The sequence below is a fragment of the Reyranella sp. genome (assembly GCF_004297405.1).
Lineage (GTDB): Bacteria > Pseudomonadota > Alphaproteobacteria > Reyranellales > Reyranellaceae > Reyranella.
Map to the genome: position 1 here is coordinate 59,992 of NZ_SCVC01000032.1, position 16,213 is coordinate 76,204.

At 64.8% G+C, this 16,213-nt stretch carries 15 protein-coding genes; 10 read left to right on the top strand and 5 right to left on the bottom strand.

Annotation, left to right across the window (positions count from 1 at the left end):
* The first annotated feature begins 17 nt into the window (after positions 1 to 17).
* Entirely contained in the window at positions 18 to 1,010 is a 993-nt protein-coding gene (locus EPO50_RS20335) for a tripartite tricarboxylate transporter substrate binding protein (protein WP_296346879.1), read from the top strand.
* Positions 1,011 to 1,017: 7 nt separating this feature from the next.
* Here the strand turns inward: EPO50_RS20335 and EPO50_RS20340 are convergent, their stop codons facing one another.
* The gene (locus tag EPO50_RS20340) at positions 1,018 to 1,575 is read right to left on the bottom strand and encodes a Spy/CpxP family protein refolding chaperone (protein WP_296346881.1); all 558 of its coding nucleotides are present in this window, start codon (positions 1,573 to 1,575) and stop codon (positions 1,018 to 1,020) included.
* 79 nt (positions 1,576 to 1,654) lie between these two features.
* Positions 1,655 to 3,190, bottom strand: a complete 1,536-nt coding sequence (glpD, locus tag EPO50_RS20345; RefSeq protein WP_296346883.1) for a glycerol-3-phosphate dehydrogenase — start codon at positions 3,188 to 3,190, stop codon at positions 1,655 to 1,657.
* A gap of 52 nt (positions 3,191 to 3,242) precedes the next feature.
* On the opposite strand from glpD, the gene EPO50_RS20350 reads away from it, so the two are divergent.
* The 6 genes from EPO50_RS20350 to EPO50_RS20375 all read left to right on the top strand — a co-directional run bounded on the left by EPO50_RS20350 (position 3,243) and on the right by EPO50_RS20375 (position 10,647).
* Positions 3,243 to 3,521, top strand: coding sequence for a hypothetical protein (locus EPO50_RS20350; protein WP_296346884.1), 279 nt, complete (start codon positions 3,243 to 3,245; stop codon positions 3,519 to 3,521).
* 125 nt (positions 3,522 to 3,646) lie between these two features.
* Positions 3,647 to 4,546: a glycine--tRNA ligase subunit alpha gene (locus tag EPO50_RS20355; protein ID WP_296346888.1), complete on the top strand. Its 900-nt coding sequence runs from the start codon at positions 3,647 to 3,649 to the stop codon at positions 4,544 to 4,546.
* Positions 4,547 to 4,548: 2 nt separating this feature from the next.
* The gene (gene glyS / locus EPO50_RS20360) at positions 4,549 to 6,600 is read left to right on the top strand and encodes a glycine--tRNA ligase subunit beta (RefSeq protein WP_296346889.1); all 2,052 of its coding nucleotides are present in this window, start codon (positions 4,549 to 4,551) and stop codon (positions 6,598 to 6,600) included.
* A 2-nt stretch (positions 6,601 to 6,602) separates the two neighbouring features.
* Positions 6,603 to 9,278 (top strand): pyruvate, phosphate dikinase, encoded by a 2,676-nt coding sequence (ppdK, locus tag EPO50_RS20365; RefSeq protein WP_296346891.1) that lies wholly within the window; start codon positions 6,603 to 6,605, stop codon positions 9,276 to 9,278.
* Positions 9,275 to 10,225 carry an ArgK/MeaB family GTPase gene (locus EPO50_RS20370; protein WP_296346893.1) on the top strand — a complete coding sequence of 317 codons (951 nt, stop codon included), beginning with the start codon at positions 9,275 to 9,277 and terminating at the stop codon, positions 10,223 to 10,225. The genes ppdK and EPO50_RS20370 overlap by 4 nt, the downstream gene beginning before the upstream one ends.
* A complete protein-coding gene (locus tag EPO50_RS20375) occupies positions 10,222 to 10,647 on the top strand; it encodes an HIT family protein (protein ID WP_296346895.1) in 426 nt (141 codons plus the stop codon). The genes EPO50_RS20370 and EPO50_RS20375 overlap by 4 nt, the downstream gene beginning before the upstream one ends.
* A gap of 11 nt (positions 10,648 to 10,658) precedes the next feature.
* On the opposite strand, the gene EPO50_RS20380 is transcribed toward EPO50_RS20375, so the two are convergent.
* Positions 10,659 to 11,627 carry a LysR family transcriptional regulator gene (locus EPO50_RS20380; protein WP_296346897.1) on the bottom strand — a complete coding sequence of 323 codons (969 nt, stop codon included), beginning with the start codon at positions 11,625 to 11,627 and terminating at the stop codon, positions 10,659 to 10,661.
* Positions 11,628 to 11,866: 239 nt separating this feature from the next.
* Between EPO50_RS20380 and EPO50_RS20385 the strand changes: the two genes are divergently transcribed.
* The 3 genes from EPO50_RS20385 to EPO50_RS20395 are packed head-to-tail and all read left to right on the top strand — an operon-like array spanning position 11,867 to position 14,352.
* Positions 11,867 to 13,150 carry a hypothetical protein gene (locus tag EPO50_RS20385; RefSeq protein WP_296346898.1) on the top strand — a complete coding sequence of 428 codons (1,284 nt, stop codon included), beginning with the start codon at positions 11,867 to 11,869 and terminating at the stop codon, positions 13,148 to 13,150.
* Between the two features lies 1 nt (position 13,151).
* Positions 13,152 to 13,769, top strand: coding sequence for a hypothetical protein (locus tag EPO50_RS20390; protein WP_296346900.1), 618 nt, complete (start codon positions 13,152 to 13,154; stop codon positions 13,767 to 13,769).
* 13 nt (positions 13,770 to 13,782) lie between these two features.
* Positions 13,783 to 14,352 (top strand): GNAT family N-acetyltransferase, encoded by a 570-nt coding sequence (locus EPO50_RS20395; protein ID WP_296346902.1) that lies wholly within the window; start codon positions 13,783 to 13,785, stop codon positions 14,350 to 14,352.
* Between the two features lie 23 nt (positions 14,353 to 14,375).
* Here EPO50_RS20395 and EPO50_RS20400 read toward each other — a convergent pair whose 3' ends face one another.
* Together EPO50_RS20400 and EPO50_RS20405 are read right to left on the bottom strand one after the other, a co-directional pair.
* Entirely contained in the window at positions 14,376 to 15,263 is an 888-nt protein-coding gene (locus EPO50_RS20400) for an ABC transporter permease (protein ID WP_296346904.1), read from the bottom strand.
* Positions 15,260 to 16,201 (bottom strand): ABC transporter permease, encoded by a 942-nt coding sequence (locus tag EPO50_RS20405; RefSeq protein ID WP_296346905.1) that lies wholly within the window; start codon positions 16,199 to 16,201, stop codon positions 15,260 to 15,262. The genes EPO50_RS20400 and EPO50_RS20405 overlap by 4 nt, the downstream gene beginning before the upstream one ends.
* Positions 16,202 to 16,213 lie beyond the last annotated feature (12 nt).

Consider the following 16,213-nt stretch of genomic DNA (forward strand, 5'->3'; position numbering starts at 1 on the left):
CAGGAAAGACTGGAAAAATGACTCACGCTCTTCGCCGGCGCTGGCTGCTTGGCGCCACCGCCGCCTCGTTCGCCACGCCGTTCCTCGCTCAGGCTGCTTTCGCGCAGGACAAGTATCCCAAGGGACCCATCAAGCTGGTGCTGGGCTTCGCGCCCGGCGGCATCACCGACATCCTGGCGCGGCTCACGGCCGCTCGGCTGGAATCGGCGCTCAAGACGCAGGTGATCGTCGATAACCGGCCCGGCGCCGGCGGCAATATCGGCGCAGCGGCCGTCGCCCGGTCGACTCCGGATGGCTACACGCTGTTCTTCGGCGCGCTGGGGACTGCCGTTACCAATCAGTTCATCTTCGCCAACATGCCGTTCGACACGGCCAACGACTTCACGCCCGTAGCGCTTGTCGCCAGCGTCCCCAACGCCCTGCTGGTTCACAAGGACGTGCCGGCCAAGACGATCCAGGAGCTGGTTGCCCTGGTTAAGTCCAAGCCCGGCCAGATGACCTATGGCGCGGCCGGCCTCGGCAGCTCGACGCATCTCGCCATGGAGCTGCTCAAGACCGAGACCGGCATGCAGATCGAGAACGTGCCCTACAAGGGAAGCGCGCTTCTGCAGCAAGACCTGTTGGCCGGCCGTATCCCGGTCGCTATGGACAGCATCTCGATCCACTTGCCGCATATCCGCAGCGGCGCGGTGCGGGCGCTGGGCGTGACTTCGCCGACGCGCGCGCCTGACCTGCCCGACGTCCCCACCATCGCCGAGGCGGCCGTGCCGGGCTACGACGCGGTGGTCTGGCTCTACGTCGCGGCGCCGGCGAAGACGCCGCCGGAGATCATAAAGCTCTTGAGCAACGAGATCGCGAGCGGCGTGAGGTCCGACGAAATGCAGGCAAAGATGCGCTCCGTCGGTGCGATCCCGATGCCGGGCTCGTCCGAGGAGCTCGCCCGGCACATCAGCGCCGAAACCGTGCGCTGGAAGAAGATCGTCGACGCCGCCGGCCTCAAGCCGGAATAGGCGACGCCTAGCGGCGGTGGTGGCCGCCCATCATGCCGGCCATCATGGCGCGTGGACGATTGAACACCGCCTTCTGGTCGGCCGTGAGGGTGTTGTAGAGCGCCGTGAGCGAAGGCTTCACGGCCTCGATGGTGGCGACGCGGGCCTTCATCGCTTCCTCTTCCATGGTGAGCCGCTGGAGGTAGTCCGGCCGCTCTTTCATCTCCGTCGGCAGGGTGGCGCAGCGTGCCATCGACTTGGAGCTGGCCTCGTCGGCCGCCTTCTCGAAGGCATTCCAGGCAGCCATCTGCTCGGGCTTCAGTTCGAGCCGGGCCTTGATGTAGGCGCGATCGCCGATCCGGCGGGCGGCTATGTCCAGACACACGGCGCGGGGCGAGACGTTGCGTTCGCCCCGCATCATCCGATCGGCACCAGGCGCCCCTGGAGCGCCAGGCGCCGGTGGCGCCGCCTGCGCCAGTTCCGTCGGACCATCGGTATCGAATGCCAGGGCGGGGCCGGCAAAGGCCAGGCCTGCGGCGAGGACGACGGCAGCCGAAGCGCCGAGAAGGAGGGGACGAAAGGACATCGGAGACCTCATGCGGCGGAAGAGGGTGTTCCGATGATACGAGCCGGCTCTGCCGGGCGTCCCCGGCGGGTTGGTTAATTTATGTAAAGTTTGGTCGCTGCTCGTCCATCCAGCGTGCGAATTCCGTGCGCTGGGCCTCTGTCATGTGCAGGCCTTCCTTGGTCCGGCGCCACAGCACGTCCTCGGCCTCGACCGCCCACTCATCGCGCACCAGGTGCCGGACTTCGGCCTCATAGAGGTAGCCGCCGAATTGGCGGCCAAGGTCGGCGACGCTCTTCACGCCTTCCAGAAGGTCGTCCAGGCCGGAGCCATGACGGCGCGCCAGCACATGCACGAGATCCTTGGGCAGGTTGGGATAGGCGGCGGCGGCGCCGTCAACGAACTGCTCGAAGGCCTTCTCGAAGGTCGGTGCATCGGCCATCTCGCCGTCGTAGACGGCGCGCGAATCGGTCCACGGCCCGCCCATCCGCGGGAAGTAAGGCTGCAGGTCCTTCAGCGCATGTTCGGCCAGCCGCCGGTAGGTGGTGATCTTGCCACCGAACACCGAGAGAAGCGGTGCCGTGCCGACCGCACCGTCGACCTCAAGATGGTAGTCGCGCGTCACCGCCGAGGGATTGTCGTCGCCATCATCAAACAATGGGCGCACGCCGGAATAGGTCCACACCACGTCTTCCGGCCGCACCGGCTTCTGCATGTAGCGGCTGGCAATGTCGCAGAGATAGGTGATTTCCTTGGGTGAGCAGACAGGTGCCTCGCTCGAGTCGACGGCGATATCGGTGGTGCCGATCAAAGAGAAGGACCGCTCGTAGGGGATCACGAAGACAATGCGGCCATCGCTGTTCTGCAGGATGAAGGCGTGATCACCTTCATGCAGGCGCGGCACGATGATGTGGCTGCCCTTGATGAGGCGAACGCGCTTGTTCGTCTTCACCTCGGTCTGTTCGTCGAGAAAATGCTTCACCCACGGGCCTGCCGCGTTCACCAGGCCGCGCGCCTGGAGTTGCACGGGAACGCCGCCGGGCCCTTCGAGTGTGATATTCCAGAGCTTTCCGTCGGCACTGCGCCGGGCGGAAACGCAACGATGGCGGGCGAAGATCCGGGCACCCATCTCGCGCGCCGATTTCAGGTTGCAGATGACCAGCCGCGCATCGTCGACCCAGGCATCGGAGTAGACGAAGCCTTTCTGGAAGGAGGGCTTCAGGCCAACGCCGAACTTGGAGGTCGGCAGGTCGACGGCGATCGACTTGGGCAGGGTCATGTGCCAGTCGAGATGGTCGTAGAGGAAGAGGCCGAGCCGCAGCATCCAGCGCGGCCGCAGATGCGGTTCGTGCGGCAGCACGAAACGCAGTGGCCAGGAGAGGTGCGGCGCCTTGGCCAGCAGCACCTCGCGCTCCTGCAGCGCCTCGCGCACCAGCCGGAATTCGTACTGTTCCAGGTAGCGCAAGCCGCCATGGATGAGCTTGGTCGCCTTGGAAGAGGTGGCACTTGCGAAATCGTGCATTTCGCAAAGGCCAACTTTGAGCGCCCGTCCTGCTGCGTCGCAGGCGATACCCGCGCCGTTAATGCCGCCGCCGACCACGAACAGGTCGAGCGGACGGTCCCCCGTTTCATTCATGGGATACATATAGCCCGCTTGACCGAGTTTCGCAGGAACCGCAAAAGGCCGCATGGGTCTCCTGCTCAAGATCATCCTGTTCGGCGTCGCGCTGTACGGCCTGTGGAAGACATTCCGGCACTGGAAAGGCCTGTTCGACCGCTTCGTCGGCAAGCCGGAAGTGCCGCCACAGCGGCCTCCCGCGCCGCCGCCAGCGGCGCCCAACCCTCCGGCTCCCGCAGTCCCGGCGCGGAAAGTGGTGGTGGAGGATACGGTCCAGTGCGCCGGCTGTGGTGCCTATATTTCGACCGCTGCTGAAAAATGCAGCCATTGTGGTCGTCCCCGGCCATAAGGCCGCATCACGGCTCCAGTCCGGGGCCATGCTTGACCGGGGTAGGGGGCGCTCCTATTTTGCCGCACCGCAAAAACGGCCTTAAGTCGCGGAAAGACAAGGCCTTCTGAGCTTCGGGGAATACTGTGTCGGACCCCTCGTCAGCGCGTGCCAAGCCGACGTGCTTCCAGGAACTGATCCTGACTCTGCAGGAGTATTGGGCCCGCCAAGGCTGCCTGATCCTGCAGCCCTTCGACATGGAGATGGGCGCCGGTACCTTCCATACCGCGACCACCTTGCGCGCGCTGGGGCCGAAACCCTGGTACGCCGCCTATGTGCAGCCGTCGCGCCGGCCCGGGGATGGCCGCTACGGCGAGAACCCCATGCGGCTGCAGCACTACTACCAGTTCCAGGCGATCCTGAAGCCGTCGCCGCCCGACATTCTCGAGCGCTACCTCGGCTCGCTGGAAGCGATCGGCATCGATACCTCCCTGCACGACATCCGTTTCGTCGAGGATGACTGGGAGAGCCCGACCTTGGGCGCCTGGGGCCTGGGCTGGGAGGTCTGGTGCGACGGCATGGAGGTCACCCAGTTCACCTATTTCCAGCAGGTGGGCGGCATCGAGGTCGACCTGGTGGCCGGCGAGATCACCTACGGGCTCGAACGGCTGGCCATGTACCTGTTCGACAAGAAGACCGTCTACGAGCTGCCCTACAATCGCGCCGACTCCGACGTGCCGCTGACCTATGGCGACGTGTTCCTGCAGAACGAACAGGAGCAGTCGGCCTACAATTTCGAGTACGCCGACACCGAGATGCTGTTCCGCCACTTCGTCGATGCGGAAAAGGAATGTGGCAGGCTGATCGAGAAGAAACTGCCGCTGCCGGCCTATGAGCAGTGCATCAAGGCCTCGCACAGCTTCAACCTGCTCGACGCGCGCGGTGTGATCAGCGTCGCCGAACGGCAGAGCTACATTCTGCGCGTGCGTGATCTCGCCAAGGTCTGCTGCGAAGCGTGGCTGGCGACGCAGAAGAAAGCTGCCTGAAGATGGCCGAGCTTCTTCTCGAATTGCTCTCCGAAGAGATTCCGGCGCGCATGCAGACGCGCGCTGCTGACGATCTCAAGCGTCTGGTCTGCGATGGGCTGAAGGGCGCGGGCGTCGGCTTCGAGCAGGCGCGAGCCTTCGCGACGCCGCGGCGGCTGACCTTGGTCATCGATGGCATTCCGGCGTCACGCGACGACGTCAGCGAGGAAAAGCGCGGACCCCGTGTGGGCGCACCGGATCAGGCGGTACAGGGCTTCCTGAAGGGCGCGGGCCTTGCCTCGCTCGATCAGGCCGAGAAGCGTGACACCGGCAAGGGCGAGTTCTGGTTTGCCGTCGTCACCAAGAAGGGTGGCCTGACGGCGGATGCCTTGCCGGGCGTGATCGACGCGGCGATGAAGGCGCTGCCCTGGCCCAAGTCGATGAAGTGGGGCAGCGGTACGATGCAGTGGGTGCGCCCGCTGCAATCCATTATCGCGCTGTTCGACGGAAAGGGGTTGAAGGGCGAAGTGGCACCCGGCGGCCAGATGGCGCCCATCGCCTTCGGCGCCACGACGCGTGGCCATCGCTTCCTGTCCAAGGGCGCGATCGAGGTCTCGAACTTCGCCGACTACACTACCAAGCTCCGCACTGCGCACGTGATCCTCGATCCTGCCGAGCGCAAGGCGATCATTCTCGACGGTGCTCGCAAGCTCTGCGCGGAGGCACAGGTCGGCCTGCACGAAGACGAGGGCCTGCTCGAGGAAGTGGCGGGCCTGGTCGAATGGCCGGTGCCCATGCTCGGCACCATCGACGCCCAGTTCATGGACGTACCGCCCGAGGTGCTGATCGTCTCGATGAAGGCGCACCTGCGTTACTTCTCGACGACCAAAGCCGACGGCACGCTGGCCAATCGTTTCGTCGTGGTCGCCAACAATGTGGCGCGCGATGGCGGCAAGACGATCATCGAAGGCAACGAGCGTGTCCTGCGTGCGCGGCTCTCCGACGCCAAGTTCTTCTGGGACCAGGACCGCAAGCAGACCCTCGAAGCCCGCCTGCCGGCGCTAAGGCAGGTCGTGTTCCATGCCAAGCTCGGCACGCAGGCTGAACGCGTCGAACGCATCGCCAAGCTGGCGGGCGAGATCGCCAAGGCGCTGCCCGCCGTCGATGCCACGGAGGTCGAGCAGGCGGCACGTCTCTGCAAGGCCGACCTGGTGACCGGCATGGTGGGCGAGTTCCCCGAGTTGCAGGGTGTGATGGGCCGCTACTACGCGCTGGGCGAGAAATTGCCGGCGGCCGTGGCCGATGCGATCGGCGATCACTATGCGCCGGTCGGTCCGAACGATCGCTGCCCCAGCGCCCCCGTCTCGATCGCGGTGGCGCTGGCCGACAAGCTCGATGCCTTGATTTCCTTCTGGTCGATCGGTGAGAAGCCTACGGGTTCACGCGATCCCTTCGCGCTTCGTCGCGCGGCACTGGGCGTCATCCGCATCGTGATCGAGAACAAGCTGCGCCTGCCGCTGCGGCCCTTTGTGAAAGCCGATGATCTGCTCGCGTTCTTCGCTGAGCGTCTCAAAGTGCAGATGCGCGAGAAGGGCGTGCGCCACGACATCGTGGACGCCGTGCTGGCTCTCGGCAGCGAAGACGATCTGGTTCGCCTGCTGGCCAGGGTCGAAGCATTGCAGTCTTTCCTCAGCACGGAGGCGGGCAAGAATTTGCTCACCGCCTACGGCCGCGCTGCCAACATCGTTCGCGCTGAAGAGAAGAAGGACAAAGGGCTCGCGGCGAAGATTGCTGGCGCGCCTGATGCCGCTCTGCTGGAACAAGCGGAAGAGAAAGACGTTGCTTCCGCCTTGGCCGAAGTCGAGCGAGTCGTTAAGCCCGCGCTGGCTGCCGAGGATTTCGCTGGCGCCATGAAGGCGTTTGCGGACTTGCGCGCACCGATCGACGCTTTGTTCGACAAGGTCACAGTCAACGTCACGGATAAGCCTGAATTGCGATTGAACAGGCTGAAACTGCTCAACCAGATTCGTGCCACCATGGACACGGTGGCCGATTTCTCGAAGATCGAGGGCTAAGCATGGCCAAGTGGGTCTACAGTTTCGGAGATGGTACGGCCGAGGGCCGTGCGGAGATGCGTAATCTGCTGGGTGGCAAGGGGGCCAACCTGGCCGAGATGTCGAGCCTGGGGCTGCCGGTGCCGCCCGGCTTCACCATCACCACCGAAGTCTGCACCCACTTTTACGACAACAAGAACACCTACCCGCAAGAGCTGAAGGACGAGGTCGAGAAGGCGCTCGCTGCCGTCGAGAAGATCGTCGGTGCCAAGTTCGGCGAGGCCACCAATCCGCTGCTGGTTTCTGTGCGCTCCGGCGCACGGGCCTCGATGCCGGGCATGATGGACACGGTCCTGAACCTCGGCCTCAACGACAAGACCGTGCTGGGTCTCGCCAAGTCGTCGGGCGACGAGCGTTTCGCCTGGGACAGCTATCGTCGCTTCATCCAGATGTACTCCAACGTCGTGCTCGACGTCGGCCATCATTACTTCGAAGAGGCACTCGAGCTTCGCAAGGAAGATCTCGGCGTCCAGATGGACACGGACCTCAAGGCTGCGGACTGGCGCGCCGTCGTCACCGAGTACAAGAAGCTCGTCGAAAAGCGTACCGGCAAGCCGTTCCCGCAGGAGCCGCGTGAGCAGCTCTGGGGCGCCGTCGGCGCCGTCTTCGAATCGTGGATGAATCAGCGCGCCATCACCTATCGCCGCCTGCATTCGATCCCCGAGAGCTGGGGCACAGCCGTCAACGTGCAGGCGATGGTGTTCGGCAACATGGGTGAGGACTGCGCCACCGGCGTCGCCTTCACGCGCGATCCCTCGACCGGCACAAACCTGTTCTACGGCGAATACCTCGTGAATGCTCAGGGCGAGGACGTGGTGGCGGGCATCCGCACGCCGCAGCATCTCACCGTGCAGGGCAAGGAGGCGCAGAAGTCCGATGCGCCGGCGATGGAAGAGGTGATGCCGGAGGTCTTCCAGCAGCTCGACAGCGTGCGCAAGAAGCTCGAGACGCATTACTGCGACATGCAGGATATCGAGTTCACCGTGCAGCGCGGCAAGCTCTACATGCTGCAGACGCGCAACGGAAAGCGCACCGCGAAGGCCGCGCTCAAGATCGCGGTCGACATGGTGCACGAAGGGTTGATCGACAAGAAGCAGGCCGTCGAGCGCATCGTGCCGGCCTCGCTCGACCAGCTCCTGCATCCCACGCTCGATCCCAAGGCCGAGCGCAAGGTGATTGCCAAGGGATTGCCCGCATCGCCGGGGGCGGCATCGGGCAAGATCGTGTTCACCGCCGACGAGGCGGAAAAGCAGGCCCGCGGCGGTGAGAAAGTAATCCTGGTGCGCCGCGAGACCAGCCCCGAGGACATTCACGGCATGCATGCCGCCGAAGGCATCCTGACCTCGACCGGCGGCATGACCAGCCACGCTGCCGTGGTCGCGCGCGGCATGGGCAAGCCCTGTGTTGCCGGCGCGGGCGAGGTGCGGATCGACGGCAAGGCCGGCACGCTCTCGGTGCGTGGCACGGTGGTGAAGGCGGGCGAGCACATTACGCTCGACGGCAGCACCGGCGAGATCATGCTGGGCGTTGTGCCGACGGTGCAGCCCGAACTCAGCGGTGACTTCGCCCAGCTGATGGAGTGGGCCGACGAATTCCGCAAGCTTGGCATCCGTACCAACGCCGAGACGCCGACTGATGCCGCCCAGGCGCGCAAGTTCGGCGCCGAAGGAATCGGCCTGTGCCGCACCGAACACATGTTCTTCGAAGGCGACCGTATCGTGGCCGTGCGCCAGATGATCCTGGCCGACGACGAGAAGAGCCGCCGCGCGGCGCTGACCAAGATCCAGCCGATGCAGCGTCAGGACTTCGTAGAGCTGTTCGAGATCATGGCCGGCCTGCCGGTCACGATCCGCTTCCTCGATCCGCCGCTGCACGAGTTCCTGCCCAAGACCCAGGCCGACATGGACGTGGTCGCCAAGGACCTCGGCGTCGAGCCGCGTGAGATCGAGGCGCGTGCCCATAAGCTGCATGAATTCAATCCCATGCTCGGCCATCGCGGCGTCCGTCTCGGCATCTCCTATCCGGAGATCTACGAAATGCAGGCACGCGCCGTCTTCGAGGCCGTCGCCGAAGTGCAGAAGAAGCACGGCAAGACTGTGGTGCCGGAAATCATGATCCCGCTGGTCGCCACCAAGAAGGAACTCGACCTGATGAAGGCGGTGGTCGACCAGGTGGCCGAGGAAGTGGGCCAGGTCTCGGGCGAAAAGCTCGAATATCTGGTCGGCACGATGATCGAGCTGCCACGCGCCGCTCTCCGGGCCGGCGACATCGCCCAGTCCGCCGACTTCTTCTCCTTCGGCACCAACGACCTGACGCAGACCACCTTCGGCCTCAGCCGTGATGACTCTGCCTCGTTCCTGGAGAAGTACCAGCAGCTCGGCATCCTGGAGCACGATCCCTTCGCCTCGCTCGACATCGAAGGCGTCGGCGAACTTATCGAGATCGCCCGCGAGCGTGGCCGCAAGGTGCGCAATAGCTTGAAGCTCGGCATCTGCGGCGAGCATGGCGGCGATCCGGCCTCGGTGTTCTTCTGCCACAAGGCCGGCCTCGACTATGTGTCGTGCTCGCCCTACCGCGTACCGATCGCGCGACTGGCGGCGGCGCAGGCGGCTCTCGGCGGCCCGCTCAAGACCGAATGACGCTCGACGCGCTCCGCAGCGCGGCCGGCACGATGGGCGGCAAGCGAGCGCTGGCCGCCGCGCTGGCCGGCCTGGAGCGCGATCCCGACGGCGAGGCGGCACAGGCGCTGCTCGATGCGGCCTGGCGCGAGCCACGGGCGCACGTCGTGGGCGTTACGGGCCCACCGGGGGTCGGCAAATCCTCACTCTGCGCGGCATTGGTCGCCGCCTGGCGGCGTGACGGCAAGACCGTCGGCGTGATCGCCGTGGATCCCTCCTCGCGTGCCAGCGGCGGTGCGCTGTTGGGAGACAGGGTGCGGATCGTCCACGACAGCGCCGATGCCGGCAGCTTCGTGCGCTCGATGGCGGCGCGCGATCGGCTGGGCGGGCTCGCCGACCAGACCTTGGCGGCCATGGTGGTGATGCGCGCCCTGTTCGACCGCGTGCTGATCGAGACGGTGGGGGTCGGCCAGTCAGAAACCGACGTGGCTGGCGTTGCCGATACGGTCGTGTTCTGCGTCCAGCCCGGCTCGGGCGATTCGCTTCAGTTCATGAAGGCGGGCATCGTCGAGATCCCGCACCTGATCGCCGTTACCAAGGCCGATCTCGGTGCCGCGGCGGAGCGGGCGCGGGCCGACGTGGCGGGCGCTCTGTCGCTTGCCGCTGGCGGCGAGGGGGACGACTGGCCGGTGAAGGCGCTGGCCGTTTCCTCCCGCAGCAGCGTGGGCATGACGGGCTTGATGGATGCGCTCGATGCCCATCGCGCCCACATGGCGGAGGACGGCAGGCTCGTCGTGGCCCGCCACCGCCAGAGCGAGGGTTGGGTCGTCGAATCGCTGCGCGATCGGTTTGGCCGCGACGGCATTGCAAGACTGGGGCGGCTGGGCTTCGATCTCGCCCTGGCGCCGGGAGTGCAGCCGTTCCAACGGCTGCGTGAGTTGGGCGCCGCACTGGAGGCTTCACGATGACTCATCCGACCGATGGAAGCTGCATCTTCTGCAAGATCGTCGCGGGGCAGATCCCGTGCTTCAAGCTGCTGGAGGATGAGACCACCATCGCCTTCATGGATATCAACCCGGTCAATCCCGGCCACGCACTGAGCGTGGCGAAGGGGCATTGGCCGACTGTCGACGTCATCCCGCCCGACGTGTTGAGCGCGGTCGCGAAGACGGCGCAACGCGTGGCGAAGGCGGTGGTCAGCGAGCTGAAGCCGGTCGGCGTGAACCTGTTGCAGGCCAATGGTGCGGGAGCTGGTCAGAGCGTGCCGCACCTGCATATTCACATCATGCCGCGACGCCCCAACGACGGGGCGACGCTCAACTGGGACTACAAGCCCGGCGACAAGGCCGAGATCGAGGCAGTCTACAAGCGCCTGAAGGCCGTTCTCTAGCTCCTCGGGAGCTAGGCGGCCGCCATGGAGCTACTGCTGCTGCTGCGCGGCGTCGTGGAGAACCACTCGCGCTCGTCCTGACGGAACTGGTCGCGCACGTAGTCGATCACGGTGCGAATGCGTGCACCCTTGTTCGTCTCTTCATGGCTGACCAGCCAGATATCGCGCACGATCTTGAGGTCGATCGGCGCGGCGATCAGGTTCGACGACTTGGCGATATAGTCGGGGAAAACCGAGATGCCGTAGCCGGTCGTCACTGCTTCCATGGCCGCGTAAGACGAGTTCGTGCGCAACACCACCGACGGCGTACGCTCGACCACCTCGCTCCACGGCTTCATGGCCGGCAGGGCGTGCAGGGTGGTGTGGTCGACGATGTGATGCTCCCGCAGGTCCTCGAACTTCTGCGGCAGGCCGTACAGCTCGACATAGGAGGGGGCCGCGAAGATCGACATGTTCACCTGGCCCACCCGCGCCGCGACGAGCTGGTTGGACGTCGGGCGGAAGAAGCGGATGGCCAGATCGGCCTGGCGGGTGGCGAGGTCGAGTACCTGATCGCCCGCGATCACCTGGACAATGATGTCCGGATGCGAACGGCGAAGCAGACCGAGGCGTGGCACCAGCCAGTGGGCCGCAATACCCTCGGTTGCGGCGATGCGGACGATGCCGGCCATTTCCCGGTCGAGGCCGGCGAGGTGCCGCTCGATCGCCGTGGCGTTCGACATCATCGATTCGGCCTGGACCAGCACGCCGCGCGCCGCTGGAGTCACCTCCATGCCATGGCGATGGCGGTCGAACAGCTTGGCGCCCAGCCGACGCTCGAGCGCCTGAATGCGCCGGCCGACCGTCGTCTGCTTCGTATTCAGTTGCGTCGCAGCAGCACTGAAACTGCCCGTCTTTGCAACCGCGAGGAAGAAACGAACGTCATCCCAATCGCCGAGAATATTCGGCACCTTGGTCTTGCGAGTAGGAGGAGTATTCATCGTAACAATCGATACAATAAAGGTTGTTGGCCCAAAGTTTACTTGACGGAGGCCTCATGGTTTATCCTACACCATTATTGGTGAAATGTCGTTTTCTGTCTCTTTCTAGGGGAATAGACGGTTTCTTTCGTGAACCGCACAGGACCTGCATACCCTCTTTAGTGTATATATTCGTTAGTCAATCTACCGGTTGTGCGTTTCGCGATTGACGCTTCGTAACGAGCCTAGGGGCTGCAGCCGTGACCGGCTCAGGCAGACAGACGACGCCGGCGCTTGCCGGCAAGATTCGCCGCTACGTGCGCAGTCCATCGACGCGCATGGCAGCGTTCGGCGGCCTATTGACATATCTCAGCTATGCATATGCGCACGGCAGTTGGACTAACCCGACGCTGATCTGCGTGTCAGTCTTCGTCGGGGCGTTTCTGCCGAGCTACGCCAAGCTCAGTAACAAAGCTGAACTATGGGCCAACAATCAGTTCGGCTTTGTAACGGCTGGCCGGCTCGGGCGGTTTCTCCCGCAATTGGCGTTCAACTTGGTGATGTTCTGGTTGATGCTATGGGGAGGCGCGCTCAATCAACTGGGTATTTCGTCGGTCGGCGGCTTCGCTGGCGCGGCGCTCGTTACTACGCTCGCCTCACAGGGTACGCAGTTTCTCGGCGGCTACTTCGTCGCGCGCGGTGTGGGCGATGCCAACCGCAACACGCTGGTCGGGCTTCTGGTCAACGTCACCCTGGCTGCGTTGGGAACGGCGGGCGTGCCTTATGCCCGGGAGGCCTTCCTGATCGTGGGCTTTGTCCTCGGCGGGCTCTTTTTCGGCATCGGTCTCCTCTCGGACATTCGCTCCAAGGTCGCGCCCAAGGGCGGGATCGGGATGTACTTCGGCACCTTCAATCCGTTCCACAACACGCATCTCGCGATGCTGGAGCGGGTCATCCGGGAGCGCAAGCTGGACAAGGTGATCATCCATCCCGTCTTGGTTCCCAAGCTGCATGTCGACGCCTTCCGCGATGGCCATCTCCGGGTCGGCCGGCTGGAAGGCGGGTTCCAGGTCTACGAGAAGACGGACAAGGCCGATTCCAACGTCGATTACTTTCCGACCGGCAACAAGTTCCTGCCGCCCGAGACACGCAAGGCGCTGATCGAACTGGCGGTTGCCGAAGGTGGCCTCAGCGACAAGATCGAGGTGGCCTTCTATCCCGAGATCTACAACACCAAGGGCTTCCAGGGCGTCATCGCCGAGATCAAGCGGCGATATCCCGACACGCGACTGCATGCGCCGCACGGCACCGACTTTGGTGGGATGCTGGTGCGCCAGATCGTCGACGAGTGTGGTTGGATTTATCCGTGGTGCATCCTGCGCCGCGACAATGTTTCCGCGACTGCCATCCGCAAGGGTGCCAAGGGCATGACGTCAGGTGTGGTGACCGACGTGCTCGAGCAGCTTTCGCAGAACCCTCCGGCGGTGACGGTTGGGGGCCGTCGCTTCCGGAACGACAACGGAGTTTTGACCGAGGGGGACTAACATGACTGTGCAAGCGACGACGGCTCCGAGCAACCGGCCCGTCATTACGATCAAGCTCGCGTCCACATCCGACGAGCTCATGCAATGCTATATGCTCCGTGCTGCCGTCTTCATGGGCGAACAAGCCTGCCCATACTGGGAAGAGTATGACGGCAACGACTATTCGGCGAGCCATCTCATGCTCTACGTCGACGGCGAACCGGCGGCGTCGATGCGCGTACGCTGGTTCTCGGGCTTCGCCAAGCTGGAACGCGCTGTCATCCTGAAGCGCTATCGCTCCTATGGCCTGTTCATTCCGTTCGTGCAGTGGGCCAAGGAATTCTGCCGCAAGAAGGGCTATCCCAAGGCCTACCTGCACGGCCAGCGGCGGCTGTGGGAGATTTTCGAGCGCGACGGCTTCCGTCGGGTCGGCGAAATCTTCCATTTCTCAGACCATGAGTACGGCGCCTTCGTCTGCGACCTGGAGGTCGACGAGAAGACCCAGCCCACGGTGCTCACGGATCCCATGGTGCTGAACCGGCCAGAGGACCGGCTCGACATGAAGGGCATCCTTGAAGAATCGATGGATCGGGGAGCGTCCAATCCGCATGCGGAATGGACCGAGCGTCGCGCGAGCTGAGGGAGAGATTATCATGAGCACCACTTCACAATCGATCGGCGGCCTGGCCGTCACCACGAAGCTCGCGATGAAGATGGAGGACTCCCTGCAGGCCTTCGCCGTCCGGGCAGCCTGCTTCATCGGCGAACTGGACGTGCCGTACTCCGAGGAGTTCGACGGCCACGATTTCGGCGCGACGCATATCATCGCCTATGTCGGGGACGAGCCGGTCGGCGCAGTGCGCGTACGCTGGTTCAAGTCCTTCGCCATGCCGGAACGTCTGGCCGTCATCCAGCGGTTCCGCGGCAACGGTGTCGCCCAGCTTCTGCTGGAGCGCTGCCGCAAGCTCGCCGAGACCCGGGGCGCCGAGAAGCTCTACGTCCAGGTCCTGCCGCAGGACGCGAAGCACTGGGAAAAGCAGGGCTGGCGTCGCCTCGAAGCCGAGGACGCTGGTTCGAGCCCGAAGCAGGTCGTCGCAATGATCCGCGCCGTCGACCCCAGCAAGCCGCTGCCCGAGGCCGACGATGCCCCGGAGTCGGTCGTGCTGCGCCGCGACCAGCAGGCCGATGGCTCGGTCGTGCCGATGAGGTCGGCGAGCCGCTGACGCCGCCGATCTGGTGGCGATACCTACTTGTGGCGGGGGTCCAGCGCGTCGCGCAGGCCGTCGCCCAGTAGGTTGAATGACAAGACGGCCAGGAAGATTGCGACGCCTGGCCAGAAGGCCATCCACGGCGCCTGCGCGATGAAGCGCTGCGCCGAATTGAGCATGCTGCCCCAGGAGGGCGCCGGTGGCTGCTGGCCGAGGCCAAGGAACGAGAGAGCGGCCTCGGCGATGATGGCGCCGGCGATGGCGAGCGACGCCTGTACCAGGAGCGGCGGCACGATGTTGGGCAGCACATGGCGCAGGGCGATGCGCCAGTGCGGATTGCCGACTGCGCGCGCGGCTTCGACATAGTCCTCGACCTTGGCAGCAATGGTCTGCCCGCGCGTCAGGCGGATGAAGACCGGCGTGGCGGTGACGCCGATGGCGATCATCGCATTGCTGAGGCTGGGGCCGAGGAAGGCCGCGAGGGCGATGGCCAGGATCAAGAAGGGGATGGCGAGCATGGCGTCGACGATGCGCGACAGCAGCGCATCGACCCAGCCACCGGCATAGCCCGCGAGCAGGCCGAGGGGGACGCCGAAGGCCAGCGCGATACCGACCGAAACCAGACCGGCGCTGAGTGACGCCCGAGCACCCCAGATGATGCGGGAGAGCACGTCCCGGCCGACCTCGTCGGTGCCCAGCCAATGCGCCCACGATGGTGCCTTGCGGACTGCGCTCCAGCTCGTGGCGATCGGGTCGTAGGGCGCGACCAGCGGTGCGGCCACGGCCAGCAGCACGAAGAGGAGCACGATGACCAGTCCGACCATGGCTCCCTTGCGTCGGCGCAGCCGCCGCCAGGCGCGCCCCCAGGGATTCTCCTCGCGGGCATCGGTGGCTGCGGTCGCAGGGGAGAGCGTGGTGGCGGTCATCCGCGCAGCCTCGGATTGACCAGCACATAGGCGATGTCGGCCAGCAGGTTGAGCGCAATGTAGGCGGTCGAGGTTACCAGCACGACACCCTGCACGACGGCATAGTCGCGGTTGAACACGGCATCGACGATCAGTTTGCCGAAACCCGGGATGGTGAAGATCTGCTCCGTGAGCACGGCGCCGGAGAGGAGGGTGCCGAATTCCAAGGCGCCCAGGGTGATAACTGGCGTCATGGCGTTGCGCAGGGCATGCTTCAGCACGACGCGGCGCTCGTAGAGGCCCTTGGCGCGGGCGGTCCGCACATAGTCGGCGCCCATCGCCTGCAGCATGGCGCTGCGGGTATGGCGCATCAGGATGGCGGCGATGGCATTGCCCAGCACGAAGGCCGGCATGATCGTCGTGGCAAGGCTCGCCTTCCAGTTCTCGCTCAGGCTCACATAGCCCGAGGCCGGCAACCAGCCGAGCGTCACCGAGAACAGGAAGATCATCAGGATGCCCAACCAGAAGTTGGGTGTGCTGATGCCCCACAGCGCGAAGATGTTGGCGCCGTAGTCGAGCGCGGTGTCCTTCTTTACCGCCGAGATGATGCCGGCCGGAATGCCGATGCCCAGCGCCACGACGATTGCCATGGAGGCGAGCTGAAGGGTGACCGGCAGCTTCTCCTGGACGAGCGACAGAACCGACGTCTTGAGCCGCATCGATTCGCCCAGGTTTCCGGAGAGCACGCCCTGGATCCAGTAGAAGTACTGGACCCAGATCGGCTCGTTCAGGCGGTACTGCTGGCGGATCTGCTCCAGCACCTCCGGGTCACGCTCCTCGCCCGCCATGATCAGCGCCGGATCGCCCGGGAGGAGCTGCTGCAGGCCGAAGATCAGCACCGACACGAAGAACAGCGTCGGGATGAGCTGCAGCAGCCGCTGGGTCAGGAAGGCGAGCATTTCGGCTGAATG

Coding starts and splice junctions, on each gene's coding strand:
- glpD (WP_296346883.1), bottom strand. CDS start 3,190: ATGAATGAAACGGGGGACCGTCCGCTCGACCTGTTCGTGGTCGGCGGC.
- EPO50_RS20340 (WP_296346881.1), bottom strand. CDS start 1,575: ATGTCCTTTCGTCCCCTCCTTCTCGGCGCTTCGGCTGCCGTCGTCCTC.
- EPO50_RS20390 (WP_296346900.1), top strand. CDS start 13,152: ATGACTGTGCAAGCGACGACGGCTCCGAGCAACCGGCCCGTCATTACG.
- glyS (WP_296346889.1), top strand. CDS start 4,549: ATGGCCGAGCTTCTTCTCGAATTGCTCTCCGAAGAGATTCCGGCGCGC.
- EPO50_RS20335 (WP_296346879.1), top strand. CDS start 18: ATGACTCACGCTCTTCGCCGGCGCTGGCTGCTTGGCGCCACCGCCGCC.
- EPO50_RS20395 (WP_296346902.1), top strand. CDS start 13,783: ATGAGCACCACTTCACAATCGATCGGCGGCCTGGCCGTCACCACGAAG.
- EPO50_RS20350 (WP_296346884.1), top strand. CDS start 3,243: ATGGGTCTCCTGCTCAAGATCATCCTGTTCGGCGTCGCGCTGTACGGC.
- EPO50_RS20380 (WP_296346897.1), bottom strand. CDS start 11,627: ATGAATACTCCTCCTACTCGCAAGACCAAGGTGCCGAATATTCTCGGC.
- EPO50_RS20400 (WP_296346904.1), bottom strand. CDS start 15,263: ATGACCGCCACCACGCTCTCCCCTGCGACCGCAGCCACCGATGCCCGC.
- EPO50_RS20370 (WP_296346893.1), top strand. CDS start 9,275: ATGACGCTCGACGCGCTCCGCAGCGCGGCCGGCACGATGGGCGGCAAG.
- EPO50_RS20405 (WP_296346905.1), bottom strand. CDS start 16,201: ATGCTCGCCTTCCTGACCCAGCGGCTGCTGCAGCTCATCCCGACGCTG.
- ppdK (WP_296346891.1), top strand. CDS start 6,603: ATGGCCAAGTGGGTCTACAGTTTCGGAGATGGTACGGCCGAGGGCCGT.
- EPO50_RS20375 (WP_296346895.1), top strand. CDS start 10,222: ATGACTCATCCGACCGATGGAAGCTGCATCTTCTGCAAGATCGTCGCG.